The 19089-nt window shown below is 60.2% G+C and carries 15 protein-coding genes; 5 read left to right on the forward strand and 10 right to left on the reverse strand.

Annotated features, from left to right (window positions below):
• The first annotated feature begins 163 nt into the window (after positions 1-163).
• Both BK659_RS01715 and bfr read left to right on the forward strand, forming a co-directional pair.
• Positions 164-1612, forward strand: coding sequence for a catalase (locus BK659_RS01715; RefSeq protein WP_123423432.1), 1449 nt, complete (start codon positions 164-166; stop codon positions 1610-1612).
• A gap of 155 nt (positions 1613-1767) precedes the next feature.
• On the forward strand, positions 1768-2232 hold the full coding sequence (bfr, locus tag BK659_RS01720) for a bacterioferritin (RefSeq protein ID WP_123423433.1): 465 nt from the start codon (positions 1768-1770) through the stop codon (positions 2230-2232).
• 157 nt (positions 2233-2389) lie between these two features.
• On the opposite strand, the gene uvrA is transcribed toward bfr, so the two are convergent.
• On the reverse strand, positions 2390-5224 hold the full coding sequence (gene uvrA / locus BK659_RS01725; protein ID WP_123423434.1) for an excinuclease ABC subunit UvrA: 2835 nt from the start codon (positions 5222-5224) through the stop codon (positions 2390-2392).
• A 193-nt stretch (positions 5225-5417) separates the two neighbouring features.
• Between uvrA and BK659_RS01730 the strand changes: the two genes are divergently transcribed.
• Both BK659_RS01730 and BK659_RS01735 read left to right on the forward strand, forming a co-directional pair.
• Positions 5418-6815 carry an MFS transporter gene (locus tag BK659_RS01730; RefSeq protein ID WP_123423435.1) on the forward strand — a complete coding sequence of 466 codons (1398 nt, stop codon included), beginning with the start codon at positions 5418-5420 and terminating at the stop codon, positions 6813-6815.
• 9 nt (positions 6816-6824) lie between these two features.
• Positions 6825-7346, forward strand: coding sequence for a single-stranded DNA-binding protein (locus BK659_RS01735; protein ID WP_123423436.1), 522 nt, complete (start codon positions 6825-6827; stop codon positions 7344-7346).
• Positions 7347-7419: 73 nt separating this feature from the next.
• Here BK659_RS01735 and BK659_RS01740 read toward each other — a convergent pair whose 3' ends face one another.
• The 8 genes from BK659_RS01740 to BK659_RS01775 all read right to left on the reverse strand — a co-directional run bounded on the left by BK659_RS01740 (position 7420) and on the right by BK659_RS01775 (position 13384).
• Positions 7420-8577, reverse strand: coding sequence for a glutathionylspermidine synthase family protein (locus tag BK659_RS01740; RefSeq protein WP_123423437.1), 1158 nt, complete (start codon positions 8575-8577; stop codon positions 7420-7422).
• A 12-nt stretch (positions 8578-8589) separates the two neighbouring features.
• Complete coding sequence (locus tag BK659_RS01745) at positions 8590-9318, reverse strand: DUF1190 domain-containing protein (protein ID WP_123423438.1); 729 nt, start codon at positions 9316-9318, stop codon at positions 8590-8592.
• Between the two features lie 19 nt (positions 9319-9337).
• On the reverse strand, positions 9338-9766 hold the full coding sequence (locus BK659_RS01750) for a DUF350 domain-containing protein (RefSeq protein WP_123423439.1): 429 nt from the start codon (positions 9764-9766) through the stop codon (positions 9338-9340).
• A 13-nt stretch (positions 9767-9779) separates the two neighbouring features.
• The gene (locus BK659_RS01755) at positions 9780-10430 is read right to left on the reverse strand and encodes a DUF2491 family protein (RefSeq protein WP_123423440.1); all 651 of its coding nucleotides are present in this window, start codon (positions 10428-10430) and stop codon (positions 9780-9782) included.
• A 12-nt stretch (positions 10431-10442) separates the two neighbouring features.
• A complete protein-coding gene (locus tag BK659_RS01760) occupies positions 10443-11027 on the reverse strand; it encodes a rhomboid family intramembrane serine protease (RefSeq protein WP_123423441.1) in 585 nt (194 codons plus the stop codon).
• A gap of 238 nt (positions 11028-11265) precedes the next feature.
• Complete coding sequence (locus tag BK659_RS01765; protein WP_123423442.1) at positions 11266-11967, reverse strand: PspA/IM30 family protein; 702 nt, start codon at positions 11965-11967, stop codon at positions 11266-11268.
• Positions 11968-11986: 19 nt separating this feature from the next.
• Positions 11987-12664, reverse strand: a complete 678-nt coding sequence (locus BK659_RS01770) for a YjfI family protein (RefSeq protein WP_123423443.1) — start codon at positions 12662-12664, stop codon at positions 11987-11989.
• A gap of 165 nt (positions 12665-12829) precedes the next feature.
• Positions 12830-13384: a cysteine hydrolase family protein gene (locus BK659_RS01775; RefSeq protein WP_123423444.1), complete on the reverse strand. Its 555-nt coding sequence runs from the start codon at positions 13382-13384 to the stop codon at positions 12830-12832.
• Positions 13385-13482: 98 nt separating this feature from the next.
• Between BK659_RS01775 and BK659_RS01780 the strand changes: the two genes are divergently transcribed.
• Positions 13483-14472 carry a GlxA family transcriptional regulator gene (locus BK659_RS01780; protein ID WP_123423445.1) on the forward strand — a complete coding sequence of 330 codons (990 nt, stop codon included), beginning with the start codon at positions 13483-13485 and terminating at the stop codon, positions 14470-14472.
• 236 nt (positions 14473-14708) lie between these two features.
• Here the strand turns inward: BK659_RS01780 and BK659_RS01790 are convergent, their stop codons facing one another.
• A complete protein-coding gene (locus BK659_RS01790) occupies positions 14709-19031 on the reverse strand; it encodes a DEAD/DEAH box helicase (protein WP_123423446.1) in 4323 nt (1440 codons plus the stop codon).
• Positions 19032-19089: the final 58 nt, after the last annotated feature.

The raw sequence follows: 19089 nt of genomic DNA on the forward strand, positions 1-19089 counted from the left end.
CTGAAGCGTTACGTTGATACCCTTGCTGACTGCAAGGGTTGATCGTTAGTTAATTTCTATCGATCAAGACAATTTAATGAATTTGATGCTGCCATGTTCGTGTTCAATACTCCCTCCCAGCCGATTAGCCGGCAGTTTCCAAGACGGAAGAGGAAGATTGAGCATGAGCCAGAGTAAAACGCTTACTACCGCCAGTGGCGCACCCGTCGCCGACAACCAGAATTCCCGCTCTGCCGGCCCTCGTGGCCCGCTGCTGCTCGACGACTTTCACCTGATCGAGAAGCTTGCCCACTTCAACCGTGAAAACATCCCGGAGCGCCGTGTACATGCCAAGGGCTCGGGTGCTTACGGTACGTTCACCGTGACCCGCGACATTACCCAGTACACCAGCGCCAAGCTGTTTGAATCCGTTGGCAAGCAAACCCCGACCTTTTTGCGTTTCTCCACTGTCGGCGGTGAGCGCGGTTCGGCAGATACCGAACGCGATCCGCGTGGTTTTGCGTTGAAGTTCTACACCGAAGAAGGCAACTGGGACATCGTTGGCAACAACACGCCAGTGTTCTTCATTCGTGATCCGCTGAAATTTCCAGACTTTATCCACACCCAAAAACGTCTGCCGCAAAGCAACCTGAAAAGCGCGCAGATGATGTGGGACTTCTGGTCGCATTCGCCTGAGGCGCTGCACCAGGTCACCATTCTGTTTTCCGATCGCGGTATCCCTGACGGCTACCGTCATATGCACGGCTTCGGCAGCCACACCTACAGCCTGATCAACGCCAAAGGCGAGCGTCACTGGGTGAAGTGGCACTACAAGACCAAACAAGGCATCAAGAACCTGGCGCCGGCAGAGGCTGCACGCCTGGCCGGTACTGATCCTGATTACGCTCAACGCGACCTGTTCGGTGCGATCGAGTGCGGTGACTTCCCGAAATGGCGCGTGTGCGTTCAGATCATGACCGAGGCCCAGGCCGCGGCGCATTACGAGAACCCGTTCGACGTGACCAAAACCTGGTCGCAGCAAGAGTTCCCGTTGATCGAAGTCGGTGAGCTTGAGCTCAATCGCAACCCGCAGAACTACTTCGCTGAAGTCGAGCAGGCGGCGTTTGGTCCAAGCAACATGGTGCCCGGTGTAGGTCTGTCGCCGGACCGTATGCTGCAAGGTCGGGTATTCGCCTACGCTGATGCGCATCGCTACCGTGTTGGTACCAATCACCAGCAATTGCCGGTGAATGCGCCACGTAGCCCGGTCAACAGCTATCAGCGCGACGGCTCCATGGCATTTGGCAGCAACGGTGGCAGTACACCGAACTACGAGCCCAATAGCTACGCCGGTGCGCCGAAGCAAGCTCCACAATACGCAGAGCCAGCACTGGCCCTGAGCGGCGCGGCCGATCGTTACGATCACCGTGAAGATACTGATTACTACAGCCATGCCGGTGCGTTGTTCCGCTTGATGAGCAATGAGCAGAAAGCCCTGCTGATCAACAACATTGCCGGTGCAATGTCCGGCGTTTCCAGTGATGTGGTTCAACGTCAGCTGCAGCACTTCTACAAGGCAGATGCTGCTTACGGAGAAGGCATCGCAAAGGCCTTGGGTGTACAGCTTAACTAAGTCTAAACGATAAGCAGAACCGCCCTCATTTGGGCGGTTTTTGCGTTATTTGAACCACTTTTCTCAGAATATCTTCGCTTTTATCGCGCTATTCGAGTGACCAATCGGTCCGCTTGGTTCAAACTACAGCCTTTCAAGCAGGGAGATGTAGGGCGATGCAAGGCCACCCAGACGTAATCGATTACCTCAACACGTTGCTCACGGGCGAACTGGCAGCACGTGATCAATATTTCATCCATTCGCGGATGTATGAGGACTGGGGCTTTACCGAGCTCTACGAGCGCATCAATCACGAGATGGAAGAAGAAGCCCAGCACGCCGATGCACTGATGCGTCGGATCCTCATGCTCGAAGGCACGCCACGTATGCGTCCAGACGATCTGGACATCGGCACCACGGTGCCTGAGATGCTCGCTGCCGACTTGCGCCTGGAGTACAAAGTCCGTGCCGCGCTGTGCAAGGGCATCGAGCTCTGCGAGCTGCACAAGGACTACGTCAGCCGCGAGATCCTGCGGGTTCAACTGGCCGACACCGAAGAAGATCACACTTACTGGCTGGAGAAGCAGTTGGGTCTGATCAAGCTGGTCGGTCTGGAAAACTACCTGCAATCGCAGTTCTAACGGCGATTGAGTGTGGGAGTGAGCTTGCTCGCGATGAGGCCATAACATTCGACATCGATGTCGACTATTACACCGCTATCGCGAGCAAGCTCGCTCCCACAAAAGCAAAAAGCCCCGGTCACTGATGAAGTGACCGGGGCTTTTTCATGTGCCGACGTTAAGCCCGGTCGCGCTCCAGCAGCGGCTTGAGGTAATAGCCGGTATAAGACTGCTTCATCTCGGCGACTTCCTCCGGTGTACCCACGGCGATGATTTGCCCGCCCTTGGAACCGCCTTCCGGCCCAAGGTCCACCAGCCAGTCAGCAGTCTTGATCACATCCAGGTTGTGCTCGATTACCACGACAGTGTTGCCGTGATCGCGCAGGCGGTGGAGTACATCGAGCAGTTGCTGGATATCCGCGAAGTGCAAACCGGTGGTCGGCTCATCAAGGATGTACAGGGTTTTGCCGGTATCGCGCTTGGACAGCTCGCGGGATAGCTTGACCCGTTGCGCTTCACCGCCCGACAGGGTGGTCGCCGATTGCCCCAGCTTGATGTACGACAGGCCAACATCCATCAACGTCTGAAGCTTGCGCGCCAGGGCCGGAACCGCATCGAAGAACACTCGCGCTTCTTCGATGGTCATTTCCAGAGTTTCGTGGATGCTCTTGCCCTTGTACTTGATCTCCAGGGTTTCGCGGTTGTAGCGCTTGCTCTTGCAGACGTCGCACGGGACATAGATGTCCGGCAGGAAGTGCATTTCTACCTTGATCAGGCCGTCGCCCTGGCAGGCCTCGCAGCGTCCGCCCTTGACGTTGAAGGAGAAACGCCCCGGACCGTAGCCGCGTGAGCGGGATTCCGGCACGCCGGCAAACAGTTCGCGAATCGGTGTGAACAACCCGGTGTAGGTCGCCGGGTTGGAGCGCGGCGTACGGCCGATCGGGCTTTGGTCGATATCGACGACTTTGTCCAGATGCTCAAGGCCCTTGATGCTGTCGTGGGCTGCGGCTTCCAGGGTGGTCGCGCCGTTCAGTGCGGTGGCACTGAGCGGGAACAGGGTGTTGTTGATCAGCGTCGACTTGCCCGAGCCGGACACGCCGGTCACGCAGGTCAGCAAGCCGATTGGAATGTCCAGGTCGACATCGCGCAGGTTGTTGCCCCGAGCGCCTTTGAGCGACAGCGAGAGCTTTTTGTTGCGCGGCGTACGTTTGGCCGGGACTTCGATCTTCACGCGGCCGGACAGGTATTTACCGGTCAGCGAATCAGGGTGCGCCATGACCTCGGCGGGTGTGCCTTCGGCGACGATATGTCCGCCGTGTACACCGGCACCCGGGCCGATGTCCACTACGTAGTCGGCCAGACGAATCGCATCTTCGTCGTGCTCGACCACGATCACCGTGTTGCCGATATCCCGCAGGTGCTTGAGCGTCCCCAGCAGTCGATCGTTGTCACGCTGGTGCAAGCCAATCGACGGTTCGTCGAGGATGTACAACACGCCTACCAGACCAGCGCCGATCTGGCTGGCCAGACGAATACGTTGTGCTTCACCGCCAGACAGCGTGTCGGCGCTGCGGTCCAGCGACAGGTAGTCGAGGCCGACGTTGACCAGGAACTGCAAACGCTCGCGGATTTCCTTGAGAATCTTGTCGGCAATTTCGCCGCGTCGACCGGTCAGTTTCAGCGTGCCGAAGTAATCGGACGCATCGCCAATCGGCAGGTTGGTCACCGCTGGCAGTGTTTTTTCACCGACCCACACATGCCGCGCTTCACGACGCAGGCGAGTGCCGCGGCAATCCGGGCAAGGCTGGGTGCTGAGGAACTTGGCCAGTTCTTCGCGTACCGAAGCGGACTCGGTTTCGCGATAGCGACGGTCCAGGTTCGGCACGATGCCTTCGAACGGGTGCGAGCGTTTGACGATATCGCCACGGTCGTTCAGGTACTTGAAGTCGACGTTCTGCGTGCCGCTGCCGTGCAGGATGACTTTCTGCTGGTCGGCCGGCAGCTGGTTGAACGGCACTTCCAGGCTGAAGCCGTAATGCGAAGCCAGTGAACCAAGCATCTGGAAGTAATAGACATTACGCCTGTCCCAGCCGCGAATCGCACCCTCGGCCAGGGTCAGTTCGCCATTGACCAGACGCTTGATGTCGAAGAACTGTTTAACCCCCAAACCGTCGCAGGTCGGGCAGGCGCCGGCCGGGTTGTTGAAGGAGAACAGCTTGGGTTCCAGCTCGCTGATCGCGTGACCGCAGATCGGGCAGGCGAAGCGTGCGGAAAAGATCATTTCTTCGCCCGGCTCGTCGTCCATCGGCGCGACCAGGGCAATCCCGTCTGCCAGCTTCAGCGCAGTCTCGAACGACTCGGCCAGCCGCTGTTGCAGGTCGGCGCGGACCTTGAAGCGGTCGACCACGACATCGATCGAGTGCTTCTTCTGTTTATCCAGCTTCGGCAACTCGTCCAGCTCGAAGAGCTTGCCGTTGACCCGAGCCCGGACAAAGCCCTGGGCGCGCAGTTCTTCGAAGACCGAAAGGTGTTCGCCCTTGCGCTCGCGGATCACCGGCGCCAGCAGCATCAACTTGCTGCCTTCAGGCTCGGCGAGGACCAGGTCGACCATCTGGCTGACGGTCTGCGCTTCCAGCGGAATGTCGTGATCCGGGCAGCGCGGAATACCCACGCGAGCATAAAGCAGGCGCAAGTAGTCGTAGATTTCGGTGATGGTGCCGACCGTCGAACGCGGGTTGTGCGAGGTCGACTTCTGTTCGATGGAGATCGCTGGCGACAGGCCTTCGATGGTGTCGACGTCAGGTTTTTCCATCATCGACAGGAACTGCCGGGCGTAAGCCGACAGCGATTCGACATAGCGTCGCTGACCCTCGGCGTACAGGGTGTCGAATGCCAGGGAAGACTTGCCGGATCCGGACAAGCCGGTGATGACGATCAGTTTGTCCCGTGGCAGGGTCAGGTCGATGTTCTTCAGGTTGTGGGTTCGAGCCCCACGAATCAGGATCTTGTCCAAGGTGGCCTCGCTTGGCGGGCGTCGAAAACGTAGGAGTATACGGGCAAATACTGGATGGATGCACACTATCGAATGACGCTTGCTGAACGGCGCCTGACAAGTGCGCGAGGCAGGCTCGCGACAAAGCGTCGCCCTATACCCCGTCAACCGATGGGACTGGTAGAATCGCCGCCGGTTCACATGAGGTTATTCCATGCACGATCCCCACAGCGAACGCATGAGTGGTGGCGAGACCCGCGCAGCAAGCGGTCTGGCCCTGGTGTTCGCCTTCCGTATGCTTGGCATGTTTATGGTGTTGCCGGTATTGGCGACCTATGGAATGGATCTCGCAGGAGCGACCCCGGCCCTCATCGGTCTGGCGATTGGCGCTTACGGCCTGACTCAGGCGATTTTTCAGATTCCGTTCGGGATCATTTCCGACCGTATCGGCCGCCGCCCGGTGATTTACCTGGGGCTGATCGTCTTCGCGCTCGGTAGCGTTTTGGCCGCCAATGCCGATTCGATCTGGGGCGTGATCGCCGGACGAATCCTGCAAGGCGCCGGGGCGATTTCGGCGGCGGTCATGGCTTTGCTGTCAGACCTGACCCGCGAACAGCACCGTACCAAAGCCATGGCAATGATTGGCATGACCATCGGTCTGTCGTTCGCCGTGGCCATGGTGGTCGGACCATTGTTGACCCGCGCCTTTGGTCTGTCCGGGTTGTTCCTCGCCACTGGCGGTATGGCGTTGTTCGGCATAGTGATTGTGATGTTCATGGTGCCGCACTCTACCGGTCCGTTGCAGCACCGCGAATCCGGCGTTGCACGTCAGGCGCTGATCCCGACGCTCAAGCATCCGGACTTGCTGCGTCTGGACCTGGGTATTTTTGTGTTGCACGCGATGTTGATGTCGAGCTTCGTCGCGTTGCCGTTGGCGCTGGTCGAGAAAGCCGGGCTGCCCAAGGAGCAGCACTGGTGGGTGTACCTGACCGCGCTGCTGATTTCGTTCTTCGCCATGATCCCGTTCATTATCTACGGCGAGAAAAAACGCAAAATGAAACGAGTTTTACTCGGTGCGGTCAGTACGCTGATGCTCACTGAGCTATTCTTCTGGCAGTTCGGCGACAGCTTGCGGGCGCTGGTGATTGGTACGGTGGTGTTCTTCACCGCGTTCAATCTGCTCGAAGCTTCGTTGCCGTCGCTGATCAGCAAGGTTTCACCGGCAGGCGGCAAGGGCACGGCGATGGGGGTTTATTCCACCAGTCAGTTCCTCGGTTCGGCACTGGGCGGGATCATGGGTGGCTGGATGTTCCAGCACGGCGGTTTGTCGGTTGTGTTCCTTGGATGCGCAGGACTGGCTGCCCTCTGGTTGGCCTTTGCTGTTACCATGCGTGAACCTCCCTATGTGACGAGCCTGCGCTTGCCGTTATCGCCTGAAGCGATCCGCGAGGCTGGTCTGGTCGAGCGCCTGCTGGCCGTCGTTGGGGTAACAGATGCAGTGGTGGTTGCTGATGAAGCGGCCATTTACATCAAATTGGACACCGAACTATTGGATCGCACGACCCTCGAGAGCCTGGTCAACAACCCGGCCCCGACAGCGTGCGAAGCCTAGGAGAACGTTATGGCCCGTGGGGTTAACAAAGTCATATTGGTCGGCACTTGCGGCCAGGATCCCGAAGTTCGCTACTTGCCTAACGGTAATGCCGTGACCAACCTGAGTCTGGCGACCAGCGAACAATGGACCGACAAGCAAACCGGTCAGAAAGTCGAAAAAACCGAATGGCACCGTGTATCGATGTTCGGCAAAGTTGCGGAAATCGCCGGCGAATACCTGCGTAAAGGTTCGCAGGTCTACATCGAAGGCAAGCTGCAAACCCGCGAGTGGGAAAAAGACGGTATCAAGCGTTACACCACTGAAATCGTGGTCGACATGCAAGGCACCATGCAACTGCTGGGCGGCCGTCCACAGGGCGACCAACAAGGCCAGGGTGGCGGTAACAACTACCAGCAACCCGCTCCGCGTCAGCAGGCCCCGCGTCCGCAGCAGTCGGCTCCGCAACAGCGTTCGGCTCCGGCACCACAGCAGGCCGCACCGCAGCCAGCTCCGGATTTCGACAGCTTCGATGACGATATTCCGTTCTGATTTGTCGCTGCATCCGCTCTAAATAAAAAGGCCCGTCGCTTGATGCGATGGGCCTTTTTTGTGGGCGCGTTTTTCAGTCGAGTATCAGATGCGGCAGGAAGCGGCTTGAGTCTTTGGTGATCAGGCTGTTGTCCTCGCGCACGCCGATGCCGGCGGCCTGATCGCCAATCACCCAGGAGCCGATCAGCGTGTAGCTGTCACCGAACTTCGGCAGCGGGGCGAACTCCTGAAGGATGAACGGTGCATCGGTGTACGGCCCGTCTTCCTTCACGACTTGCCCATCCAGGGTGTGCAGTTCGATGTTGGCGCCTTCGCGGGAGAAGAACGGCTTGCGCACCCAGCCTTTCGGCAGCGCTTTGCCGGGCTCGGGGTCCAGATGGCTGGCGAGCAGGTTCGGGTGCCCTTTGTTGAATTCCCACAGCAGGGGAAGGATGCCTTTGTTCGAGATGATCGATTTCCAGGCAGGCTCGAAAAACTGCGTGTCACTGGCGGCAATGGCTTCACCAAACGGCTCGTGGAAAATGAATTCCCAGGCGTGCAGTTTGAACAGGTGAGGGATCCAGCGCTCTTCGAGATCGACGAAGCGTCCTTCGCTGTTGAGGCCGATGTCTTCGATATCGATGTGGCGTGACTCGATCCCGACTTTTTCGGCGATCAGTCGCAAGTAGTCGGTGGTGCCCTTGTCTTCGACCGAGGTTTTCATCGAGGCGAAGTAGAAAGGCTGCTTGATCTGCAATTGCGCAAAGGCCTGATGCAGCTTGGTGTCGATGCTGTTGAACTGATCGGCATGGCTGGGCAGCAAGCCGCGCTCGATGCATTGCTCCAGCCAGCCCCACTGAAACGCCGACGCCTCGTACAGGCTGGTGGGCGTGTCGTAGTTGAGTTCCAGCAATTTGGCGGGGCCGGTGCCGTTGTAGGAGAAGTCCAGGCGACCGTAAAGGTGCGGATGGCCTTCGCGCCATGACGTACGAATCATGTCAAAGAAGGGCGCCGGAATGCTCAGGCGCTCCAGCAGCTCTTCGCTCTGCACCACCCGGTCGACCAGGTCCATGCACATCTCATGGATTTCGGTGGTGGGGTCTTCGAGATCGTTCTCGATCTGCTTGAGCGTGAATTGGTAATACGCGCTCTCGTCCCAGTAGGGTTCGTCGTCGATGGTGTGAAACATGAAGCCGAGGTTTTCGGCGGTCTGCTTCCAGTCGTGACGTTCCTGGCAGAGGATTTTCTTCATGGCGCTCGCTCCTTAACTGCTCGATCGACCGAAACTGCTTGAGCCACCCCAGCCGCTGCGGGCGCTGGCCTGGCTACCAAATCCGCCCCGGGATGTGGACGACGCCACCGAGATGGGCTTGGAGCTGCTCGACTTGAACGTGGAGCTGTTGTAGCCGTTGCCGTATTTCGCCTGGTCGGATCTGGTGAAGCTCGAGCCCGTGGCGATGCGCTGGCTGAGCGTCGAGGATGAGAAGTCACCGCGTGAGTCGCGGTAGCGGTAAACCGGTTCGGAGGAATAGCTGCCCCGGTTGCTGTTCAGCATGTTGCTGATCAGCATGCCGGCCAGAAGACCGTTTACCATTCCTCCTGAACCGCCAGAGCTCGCTGCGGAGGCGGGCAGTTGTGCGTTGGCGGCGTCCAGTTGGGTCTGCGTGACCTGGCCATTGGCTGCCAGCTCGAAGCCGCCGAGCTTCGGAATGAACTTGCCGGTGGAGTCCTGCTGGCACCAGTCGGCGACAAAGTCGGCGTCGCAATCGGCCTGGCTGTCGTACAGCGGCGCGAGGCGACGGTGTTCGGCGATGGCGGTCATGTAGGCATCGGAGCAGACATTCACCGGAAACTTTTGATCCACGCACTGCTGCACGGATTGAAAGTTGAACTTTTGATTCACTGCGTAGGTTTTTTCTGTCGGCCCGCAACCTGATATCGCGATGGCGACCGACGCTGCCAGGGACAGTTGAACGTACTTGCTTCGTTTCATCGACGTCTCCGTGTCGCAGTCAGTTCTGGGAAGGGGTCATGCATGCGGCATTGAGCAGGCCAACGCTGATGGCGACAGCTGCGACGTAGATCGCTGCTGCGATTTCACCGTTACGGATGCGCTCGGAGGTGCCTTTGAGCACCAGGCTGGTCATCAGGAATGCCAGCAGTTGCACCACGGCGGCAATCAGCGCCCACACGGCGAAGTCCAGCAGACTGACCGAGTAGGCAATCACATTGCTCGCCGGGATCGCGAAACCGATGATGGCGCCGGACAGGGCGATGGCGGCCGCGGTGTTGCCGGAGCGAATCAGTTCGAACTCTTTGTGCGGCGTGATGCGGGTGTAGACGAACTGGAAAATCGCGAACAGCAGGGCGGCACCGATGATGTACGAAACAAATCCCAGGACGGCGGCTTTGTTCAGCGAGACGGAGAGTGCTTCTAGCATGGGCTGTTCCCTTTTAAAGAGTAGTGAGGTCGGTGGTGTACAGCGAGATACCCAGTGAGGTGCTCAAGCTGATGCTGCCTTCGGCGTCTTCTTCGACGGAAAACAGCAGGAATTCGCGGCGGTCGGTCAGGCCGGTCTCGCGGGCGTAGAGCATTGAGCGATGTTCCACGACGTAGGACTGATCCGGATTACTGACCTGCTCAGTGAAGGCCACCAGCTCGGTCTGCCCGGCCTCGGTGCCCCATTCACGGGTGTATTCGACGCCGTCATGGGTGTAGGTCGGCAGGCCGATCAGGCTGTCCGGCCCCGCGAGCCTGCGCAATTCGGCTTCACTGTTGAGGGTGACGTAGCTTTGATAGTTGAACAGGATCACCGACTCGACCTGGCCGGCGATGGCGCCGGTGGTGTGAACCTGCAGCCAGAAGTCTTCGTCGTCCATGTAGTAGCGCGAAAGCCACGTCGACTGGCCCAGGTTAACAGTGCCGACGCTCCAGATCTGCTGGGTGCCGGGAATGACCACGCTGGTTTTTTCGTCGAGCAATAGCTTAAGAGTGGTGTCGAATATCAGCGCTTTTCCCTGGCCGAGCCCGAGAGGGCCGGCAACCGGCGCACTGTCCTTGGGTGTCGGGGCCTCAAGGCCCATCAACTGTTTAAACCATCCCATTGGCGATTTCCTTCAGGCGGGTGGAGGCAATTTAGATGAGTTCGCCGCCCTGGATGCGGGTGGCGCAGAGAGCAGTAGTCTGGCTGCAATAAAGCCGGCGAATGCGCCGCCAATGTGCCCTTCGACTGAAACGCCCTGGCGTGGGATAAAGCCGAAAATCAGACCTCCGTAGAGGAGGGCGACAGTGCCCGCGATCAGCACGTTGCTCCAGCTGCGGTGGAACCAGGCGCGTCCCAGAAGGTACGCCCAGAGGCCAAAGACCCAGGCGCTGGCGCCCACATGAACGCCGTTGAAACCGAACAGCCAGACCAGCGAGCCGCCGAGCAGAATGATGATTGCGCTGACCGCCGCAAAGCGTTTGAAGCCCTCGGCGATCACCAGGGTTCCCAGCACCAGAAACGGCACCAGGTTGGCGATCAAGTGCGCAAAGGATACGTGCAGAAACGGTGAGGTCACAATTCCGACGAGGCCGTGGGCGGTTCGGGGGACCAGACCAAACATCGTCAGGCTGTAGCCTGTCAGCATGTTCAGCAGGTGTATCGCGACCATCAACATGGCCAGGCCTGCGATGATCTTGAAGCCGGTTACCCTGTCCATCCTTGTCCTCGAATCGACAAAAAGAAGGGCACACCAGTTAATGCCGATCAGTTAAGGCACAAACCTGTGGGAGCGAGCCGGCTCCGGGCGGCGTTCCGACGATGACGGCATCACATTCAACATCAACGTTGACTGACCCACCGCTATCGCGAGCAAGCTCGCTCCCACATGGATTTCGCTTAACTGATCGGCATTAGGCGTGCCGGTGCCCTTCCTTTCGAGTGCGTGCGTGAGCCGGTTACTCGGCCGATTGCTTTTTCAGGCGGTCCAGAATCGCGTTTGCGCTGCCCTGGTCCGGGGTGATGCCGGCTTCGCGCAGCTTGCGCTCCAGGTCGTTACCGGTGGACGCGTCCGCCAGTTCGTCACTCGCTTCCAGCTCGGCAGCACGTTGTTCCTGCTTGGCTTGCAGGCGATTCAAGGTGCTGACCGCGGTTTCCAGCTTGCCGTTGGCGCCGCCGCTGGCGATGGAGGCGCTGACCTGCGCTTTCTGTACACTTTCACGGGCCTTGGCCATGTCCACTTGCTGGCGCAGGCTCTTGATGCGGGCTTCGGCCTTGGTGATGTCCTTGCGCATTTTGTCGGCGTAGGCGCCGAACTCGGTGGTTTGTTTCTGTTCGGCGTCGTGTTCGTTGGTCAGGGTCGAAATGGCTTCGGCCACTTCCAGTGCCAGGTCTTCACGGTTGGCCTGGATCGCGGCCATGGCCTTGGATTCCAGGTCCTTGATCTTGGCGTTGTACTGCGCCACGCGCTCGGCCGAGAGTTTGTGCTTGGCCATGATGGTGACCAGTTCGCGCTTGGCGTTTGCCAGAGCGTTGTCGGCGTCGCGGATTTCCTGGTCGAGGATGCGCAGGGCCTGTTGGTCGGCGATGGCTTCGCCGGCTTCGCTGGCGCCGCCGCGCAGAGCGGTGAACAACTTGCTCCAGATCGATTGGTTTTGCATGACTCGGTACTCCCGGAAATTAGTTGAAGAAGCCTTCGAAGGCTTCGCTGGCGCGCTGAACGTTGTCGACGAGGGTTTTGATTTCGGTCACGACGTTGGTCAGGCTGGACTCGGAACTGAGTGCACCGAACATGCTGTAGACGGTCTGGCCGTTGGGCATGGATTCGATACCGATCGACGACAGCGGGAACATTTCCCGGCTACGCAGCACGGCATCGTTGAAGCGCTGCACATCCTTGATGGATTCGAGATCGACCAGCACGGTGTCGACGATGATTTGCTCGCCGACGACGGCGATGTAAATCGGCAGCCCGCCAAACTCGTTCATTTCCAGCTTGATGCTTTGCTCGGAGCCTTGAATCAGCGTCGGGGTGATTTCATTGGATGTCACCTCATCGAGGGCCTGCAGGGCGCTGAAGAGGCGATCGATGTTCCAGTTGTTACCTGCGCTCATGTAATCCTCCAACATGAATGAACCAGCCAGGATCGGCTGGCGTAGCTGTTTCTCCATTTGCTTGAGCAGGCTTCGGTTTTCGGGAAGCACCCAAGTTTCATGTTTCACATAGCCGGCGGCGCTAAGTCCTCCGCGCATCTGCTTCATGTAGAAGCTCGATGGTTTTTTCGCGGAAGGTTTCGAGCGCTCTCCCTGGCTGCTCGCGGGTGTTGTGTCTGAGGCGGGTGGAGAGCGACGTTTCATAGCAGTGGCTCCGCTTTTATTTGTATCACGCGTGAGAACACTACAGATAAATTCAAGCGCTCTCAACAACTCACGCGTGATATTTTTAATCGACTGATTTTCATCACAAAAAAAGGCCCGCAGCGTGTCAGCGCTGCGGGCCTTCGGGTTTTGCTGGGGGCAGATTCAGTGACTGGCCGCCAGGAAGTCATCGGTGGACAGCACTGTTGCGTAGGCAAAACCCAGGGCCGACATGAAGGCCGCATGTACATGGGCCGCCGGAACCACAACACCGTTGAACTCCAGGTCACGGGTGGCACAGGCGTCGTGGATCACCGTGACGCTGTAGCCAAAGTCGGCTGCGGCTCGAGTGACGCCGTCGATGCACATGTGGCTCATGCTGCCAACGATCACCAGATTTTTGATGCCATGGTGGTCGAGTATCGACTGTAGTTCGGTTTCACGGAACGCGTTGACGAAGTGTTTGAGCAGCACTGGCTCATCGCTGCGGTTGAGGACTTTGCGGTGCAGCTTCGCACCCTCCGAACCCGGCGTGAAGAACGGCGCGGCGTCAGAGGTGAACTCGTGGCGGATATGCACCACCTGATCGCCGGCATCACGGAAGGCCTGGATCACCCGCGCTGCGTTGTCGGCAGCTGCATCGGCACCGACCAGCGGCCACTTGCCTTGAGGGAAGTAGTCATTCTGGATATCGACTACGATGAGTGCTTGCTTGGCCATGGGTGTTTCCTCGGATGGGTTGGTGTGGAACGAAGTATTGGGTTTCGCCGGCCGTTCGAGGATTGGCCGCACCGACAATAGAAGGGGGAAAACTGACAATGGGCATAGAACGCGCAGTCGCCGAATTGGGCGTGCTGATCTATCCCGGCGCGCAGATGGCGGCGGTACACGGTTTGACGGATCTGTTCGGTGTCGCGAATCGCATCGCCGCCGAGCATCAGAGTGCGCAGCTGCCATTGTTGCGGGTCAGCCACTGGCAGGCCGATGCCGAAAACGCGCCTCAACGCATTTACGACAGTCATCCCGTTGCCGACGGCGCACTGATCGCGCTGTTGATCCCGCCGTCGATTGGCGGTTTTTCCGAAGACCAGGCCCCGCCGACGCTGATTCGCTGGATTCGCCAGCAACACGCAGCCGGCGCGACCCTCGGTGGGGTGTGCGTGGGCTCGATTTTGTTGGCCGAAAGCGGTCTGCTCGACGGTCGCAGCGCCACCACTCACTGGACCTCGGCGAAAAAATTCGCCGAGCGTTACCCGAAGATCACACTCAACGCCGACAAACCCATTGTTGACGACGGTGACCTGATTACCACGGCCGGGTTGATGGCCTGGTCGGAGCTGGGGTTGCGCCTGGTCGATCGTCTGATGGGACCGAGCATCGCCACCAGCACCGCGCGTTTTCTGGTGATCGAACACAGTGACAGCGCGAGCGAATGCGGGAGTAACTTCGCGCCGATTCTGAGCCATGGCGATGCAGCGATTCTCAAGGTTCAGCACTGGCTGCAAGCCAACGGGGCGGTGGAGGTGTCGCTGAGCGTGATGGCGCAGCAGGCAGGGCTGGAGGAGCGGACATTCCTGCGGCGCTTTCGAGCCGCGACCGGTTTGAAACCGACCGAGTACTGCCAGCACCTGCGAGTCGGCAAGGCCCGGGAAATGCTCGAGTTCACCAACGGCACCATCGATCACATCGCCTGGAGCGTGGGGTATTCGGACCCGAGCGCGTTTCGCGCCACGTTCAAGAAAATCACCGGCCTTGCACCGAGTGACTATCGAGCACGGTTTGGGGTGTCGGCCCCCGCGCGGGTGTAAGCAACACGGCCCCCGTAGCAGCTGCCGAGCCCGCGAGGCTGCGTTCGGCTGCGCAGCAGTCGTGAAATCAGGCTATGCGGTCTTTCAGTTAAATCGTGCATTTAGTGTTTACGACTGCTGCGCAGCCGAACGCAGCCTCGCGGGCTCGGCAGCTGCTACGTGAAGCACACAAAAACGCAGCCCGAAGGCTGCGCTGGTGTTCAGTCCACTAAGCGTGGGAACAGTCGGTCTGTAGATCAGTGTTGTATCAGCTTTCTGCGAACTTCGGTCGCCGCTGCTTGATCCAGTTCCAGCCAGTAATGCTGCGTGCCGGCGATTTCGGCGGCGGCCGGCAGGCCATCGCGGTACACCAGTCGGTTGCTGGCGAGAGCGGGGACTTTGTGCCCCGGCAGCAGGGTGCCGGCGAGGTTCAGTGGGTCGACGCCGCAGACGCCGATCAGGCTGCCGTCATGCGGGCGGCGGCGTACTTCGCGCAGTAACGGGATCGCTTCGGGCAAGGCGAATTGTTCGCCCGCCAGACCGCTGACAAAGCGCCCGCCGCGAATCTCTCCACGAGCTTCCAGTCGATGAAAAGTGCGCAGCAATTCACGCCAGTTCGGCAGCCAGTCGGCCTCGCGTTCCAGCAAACGCCAAAATACTACGCCATAGCGCCGGAGCAAGGTCCGGGCGATGTGTTCGAGAGTGTCGTTCGCCGTGCCACGGTTATCCACAACCGCTGGCGTCGATTGACGTCGCAGCAAAGCCCAGCGTCCGGCATCGTCCATTCCACCGACAAACGCCCCGCGTCCACGTCGGCTGCTGCGCGCCTGGCGTTTGCTGGCGGGCGTAATCAACGCACGCAGGCCGGCGAAGCTGTCGGCGTTGACCAGTCCGGCGCCGACCAGTTCCTGCAAAGCGATCTCCAGTTCACTGCGCAGCAAATGGGCTTCGTGCAGTAGCTCATCGAAAAACAGCGCGCCATGTTGGCTCAGCGCTTGATGGGCTTTCCGGGTTTTGGGTGACAATTCGCTGACGTCCGGTTGCTCGGTCAGACTGCTCCAGAGCGCCACCTGCGCCCGTGGCAGCAACACAATCGGTGTGCTGCGCAGCGCCACGCCAGCGGCCTTGTTGCGGGCGGTCAGCCGGGTCCAGACCAGTTTGCCGCTGCGGCACAGTTCATCCAGCCACGTCGATGAATAGCCCTTGAGCCGCGCTGGCAGAAGATCGCTGTCCCAGGCCGACGCGGCGGCCGGGTAGCCTTCGAACTGACTGACAATCGCCGGTAATACTGCATTGCCCTGGCCTTGCGTTGCCAGTGACAGATGCTGCCAGTCAAACAGAAAACGCATGAAATCCTGCAACGTCACGGGCTCGATTTCCCGCCGCAGGCGTTTGACCGTGTAGCGATGAATACGCGCCAGCAAGTGCCGTTCGCACCATTCTTCTTGCGTGTCGGCAGGGCTGAAACGCCCACGCATTACGTAACCTTCACGCTCCAGATGCGCCAGGGCTTGCGTGACGTGAGTCGTCGAAAGTCCCAGTGGTTGAGCAATCGCCTGAGTCGGTAGCGGGCCAAAGGCACTGAGGCGCGCGCGGATCAATTCGACCAGCGCCTCATCGACGTCCCAGGTGTCATCGAACCCCGCCAAGGCCTGCAACGGTGGCTGTAACGCAGCGTGTGGATAGATCGCTTGCAGGCAGGTCAGCCGTTCCAGCGCCAGCCATAACGCTTGATTCGCATTGATCTGCAAACGGCTGGCGCGCCCCCCGTCCGCCAGGGCTTGCAGCCAACCCGACCACTGCGGATTGGCCTGCGCTTCGGCGTCGCTGATGGCGGCGAGGCTCATCAACGCTTCATGCATTTCATCGACGTTGGCGGGCTGCGGCCAGGCCTCTTCGCGTACCGATTGAATGGCCTCGGCATCCAGCGCACCGAGGTCATCGGTCGATTGCGGGTCGCTCCAGCGCCGGTTGAGCACCGCTTGGGTACGGCGTTCTTCCAGCGGCGCGTCGTCGAGAAAAGTGTAAGGCCGGGCGCTGAGGATTTCTGCCGCTAGCGGCGAGGGCGCCGGCAAGTCGCGGCTGATCAAGCGCACTTCACCGCGCTCCATGCGCCGCAACAGCGCCAGCCAGCCATCGCAGTCCATGGCTTCGTGCAGGCAATCGTCGAGGGTTTGTTCCACCAGCGGGTGATCGGGAATTTCGCGCTCGCCGGCGAGGTTTTCCAGGCAGGCGATCTGGTCGGGAAACACGCTGGCGATCAGGTCCTCGCTTTTCATCCGCTGGATCTGCGGCGGCACTTTGCGTCCGCCGCTGTAACGCGGCAGTGCCAGTGCAACACCGGCATTCCAACGCCAACGCACGCCAAATAACGGGGCGTCGAGCACGGCCTGAATCAGGATCTGTTCGGCGCTGTTGCTGTGCAGATAACGCCAGACTTCATCCAGCTCGAAACTGTGGCTGGTGGACAGCGACAAGACGATCGCGTCTTCGCTGGCGGCGGCCTGCAATTCGAAGTTGAAGGTGCGGCAAAAACGCTTGCGCAGGGCCAGGCCCCACGCGCGGTTGATGCGGCTGCCGAACGGGGAGTGGATGATCAGTTGAGTGCCGCCGGACTCGTCGAAAAACCGCTCCATCAGCAGCGTGTCCTGAGACGGCAGGGCACCGAGCGTCAGCCTGGCGCGGGCGAGGTAGTCCACCAGTTGCTCGGCGCTGGCAAGGTTCAGGCCGAGGGTCTCGGTCAGCCAGTCGATGCTCGGCTGTACATCGCCGGGCGTGGCGCTCAGCAGCTCATCGAGGTGCGCGTGCAGGCGCGCTACAGCGAACGACAATTCGGCGCTGCGCCCCGGTGCTTCGCCGAGCCAGAAGGGGATGGTCGGCGGCTGGCCTTGAGCGTCTTCGACGCGGATCTTGCCGGTTTCGACCCGCAGGATCCGGTACGAAGTGTTGCCCAGCTGAAAGACATCGCCAGCGATGCTTTCCACCGCGAAGTCTTCGTTGACGCTGCCGATGTTCAACCCTTGCGGCTCCAGCAATACGGCGTAATCGGCGTTGTCGGGAATCGTCCCGCCGCTGGTCACCGCCGTCAGCTTGGCGCCGCGTCGGCCGCGCAAGGTACGCGTGACCGCGTCGCGGTGCAGGTAAGCGCTGCGGATTCCCTGGCGGCCGTTGTAGCCTTCGGCGAGCATTTGCAGCAGCGCTTGATAGTGTTTGTCGTCGAGTTCGGTATAGGGCGATGCGCGGCGCAACATGTCGAGCAGCGCCTGTTCCTGCCATTCCTGACAACTGACCTCGGCGATGATCTGCTGCGCCAGTACGTCCAGCGGCGCTTGCGGGATCAGCAAGGTGTCGAGTTCGCCCCGGCGCACGCAATCAAGCAGGGCGGCGCATTCGATCAGGTCGTCGCGGGTGGTGGCGAACAGGCGGCCCTTGGGTGTGCCGCCGACCTGATGCCCGGAGCGTCCGACCCGTTGCAGAAAACCGGCAATCGAGCGCGGCGAGGCGATCTGGCAGACCAGGTCGACGTCGCCAATGTCGATGCCCAGCTCCAGTGACGCGGTGGCGATCAGCACTTGCAGTTCGCCGCGCTTGAGCCGCTGCTCGGCATCGAGGCGAAACTCCTTGGCCAGGCTGCCGTGATGGGCGGCGACTGCGTCTTTGCCCAGACGCTCGCTGAGGTGGCGGCTCAAGCGCTCGGCCAAACGTCGGGTGTTGACGAAGATCAGCGTGGTCCGGTGTTCGCGTGCCAGTGCGGCGATACGGTCGTAAACCAGCTCCCAGACATCGTTGGCCATCACCGCCGACAACGGCACCGGCGGCACTTCGATGCCGAGGTCCCGTGGACGGGCATGGCCGATATCGACGATCTCGCACGGGCGGTCGGTGCCCACCAGAAAGCGCGAAACCGCTTCGATGGGTTTCTGCGTGGCGGACAGGCCGATGCGCATCAGCGGCTCGCCGCCCGTCTTACTTGAGGTCAGCGCCTGCAAGCGCTCCAGGCTCAGGGCCAGATGGCTGCCGCGTTTGCTGCCGGCGATGGCGTGGATTTCGTCGACAATCACCGTGCGGGTGCTGGCGAGCATGCGCCGGCCAGAGTCGGAGCCGAGCAGCACGTACAGCGATTCCGGGGTGGTGACCAGTATGTGCGGCGCGCTTTTGCGCATTGCCAAACGGTCCTTTTGCGGCGTATCGCCAGTGCGCACGGCGGTGTTGATCTGTAATTCGGGGAAGCCCAGCCGTTGTAGTTGCTCGGTGATACCGGCCAACGGGTTTTGCAGGTTGATCTGAATGTCGTTGGACAGCGCCTTGAGGGGCGAGACGTAGACCACCAGGGTTTCATCGGGCAGCTCGCCACCCTGAGCCAGGCCTTGATGGACCAGGTCATCGATGACCGCGAGAAACGCCGTGAGGGTTTTGCCTGAGCCGGTAGGCGCGGCGACCAGCGTTGAGCGACGCTGGCGGATCAACGGCCACGCGCCGGCTTGAGCGGCGGTGACCGCCGGGAAGGTGCTGTTGAACCAGGCGCTGACGGCAGGGTGAAAGCCGCTCAGGACGCTGTCCGCGGATTCGGGGAGATTCATGGGGGTAATTTATGCGGCTGTAAGCGCGAAGTTGCAAGTCATACGCCGCCCCGTAGCA

This window comes from Pseudomonas brassicacearum (assembly GCF_003732225.1).
GTDB classification, from domain to species: domain Bacteria; phylum Pseudomonadota; class Gammaproteobacteria; order Pseudomonadales; family Pseudomonadaceae; genus Aquipseudomonas; species Aquipseudomonas brassicacearum_E.

Bases quoted from the DNA above. Each gene is read 5' to 3' on its own strand.
- BK659_RS01715 (WP_123423432.1), top strand. From the start codon at position 164: ATGAGCCAGAGTAAAACGCTTACTACCGCCAGTGGCGCACCCGTCGCC.
- bfr (WP_123423433.1), top strand. From the start codon at position 1,768: ATGCAAGGCCACCCAGACGTAATCGATTACCTCAACACGTTGCTCACG.
- BK659_RS01730 (WP_123423435.1), top strand. From the start codon at position 5,418: ATGCACGATCCCCACAGCGAACGCATGAGTGGTGGCGAGACCCGCGCA.
- BK659_RS01735 (WP_123423436.1), top strand. From the start codon at position 6,825: ATGGCCCGTGGGGTTAACAAAGTCATATTGGTCGGCACTTGCGGCCAG.
- BK659_RS01740 (WP_123423437.1), bottom strand. From the start codon at position 8,577: ATGAAGAAAATCCTCTGCCAGGAACGTCACGACTGGAAGCAGACCGCC.
- BK659_RS01745 (WP_123423438.1), bottom strand. From the start codon at position 9,318: ATGAAACGAAGCAAGTACGTTCAACTGTCCCTGGCAGCGTCGGTCGCC.
- BK659_RS01750 (WP_123423439.1), bottom strand. From the start codon at position 9,766: ATGCTAGAAGCACTCTCCGTCTCGCTGAACAAAGCCGCCGTCCTGGGA.
- BK659_RS01755 (WP_123423440.1), bottom strand. From the start codon at position 10,430: ATGGGATGGTTTAAACAGTTGATGGGCCTTGAGGCCCCGACACCCAAG.
- BK659_RS01760 (WP_123423441.1), bottom strand. From the start codon at position 11,027: ATGGACAGGGTAACCGGCTTCAAGATCATCGCAGGCCTGGCCATGTTG.
- BK659_RS01765 (WP_123423442.1), bottom strand. From the start codon at position 11,967: ATGCAAAACCAATCGATCTGGAGCAAGTTGTTCACCGCTCTGCGCGGC.
- BK659_RS01770 (WP_123423443.1), bottom strand. From the start codon at position 12,664: ATGAAACGTCGCTCTCCACCCGCCTCAGACACAACACCCGCGAGCAGC.
- BK659_RS01775 (WP_123423444.1), bottom strand. From the start codon at position 13,384: ATGGCCAAGCAAGCACTCATCGTAGTCGATATCCAGAATGACTACTTC.
- BK659_RS01780 (WP_123423445.1), top strand. From the start codon at position 13,483: ATGGGCATAGAACGCGCAGTCGCCGAATTGGGCGTGCTGATCTATCCC.
- BK659_RS01790 (WP_123423446.1), bottom strand. From the start codon at position 19,031: ATGAATCTCCCCGAATCCGCGGACAGCGTCCTGAGCGGCTTTCACCCT.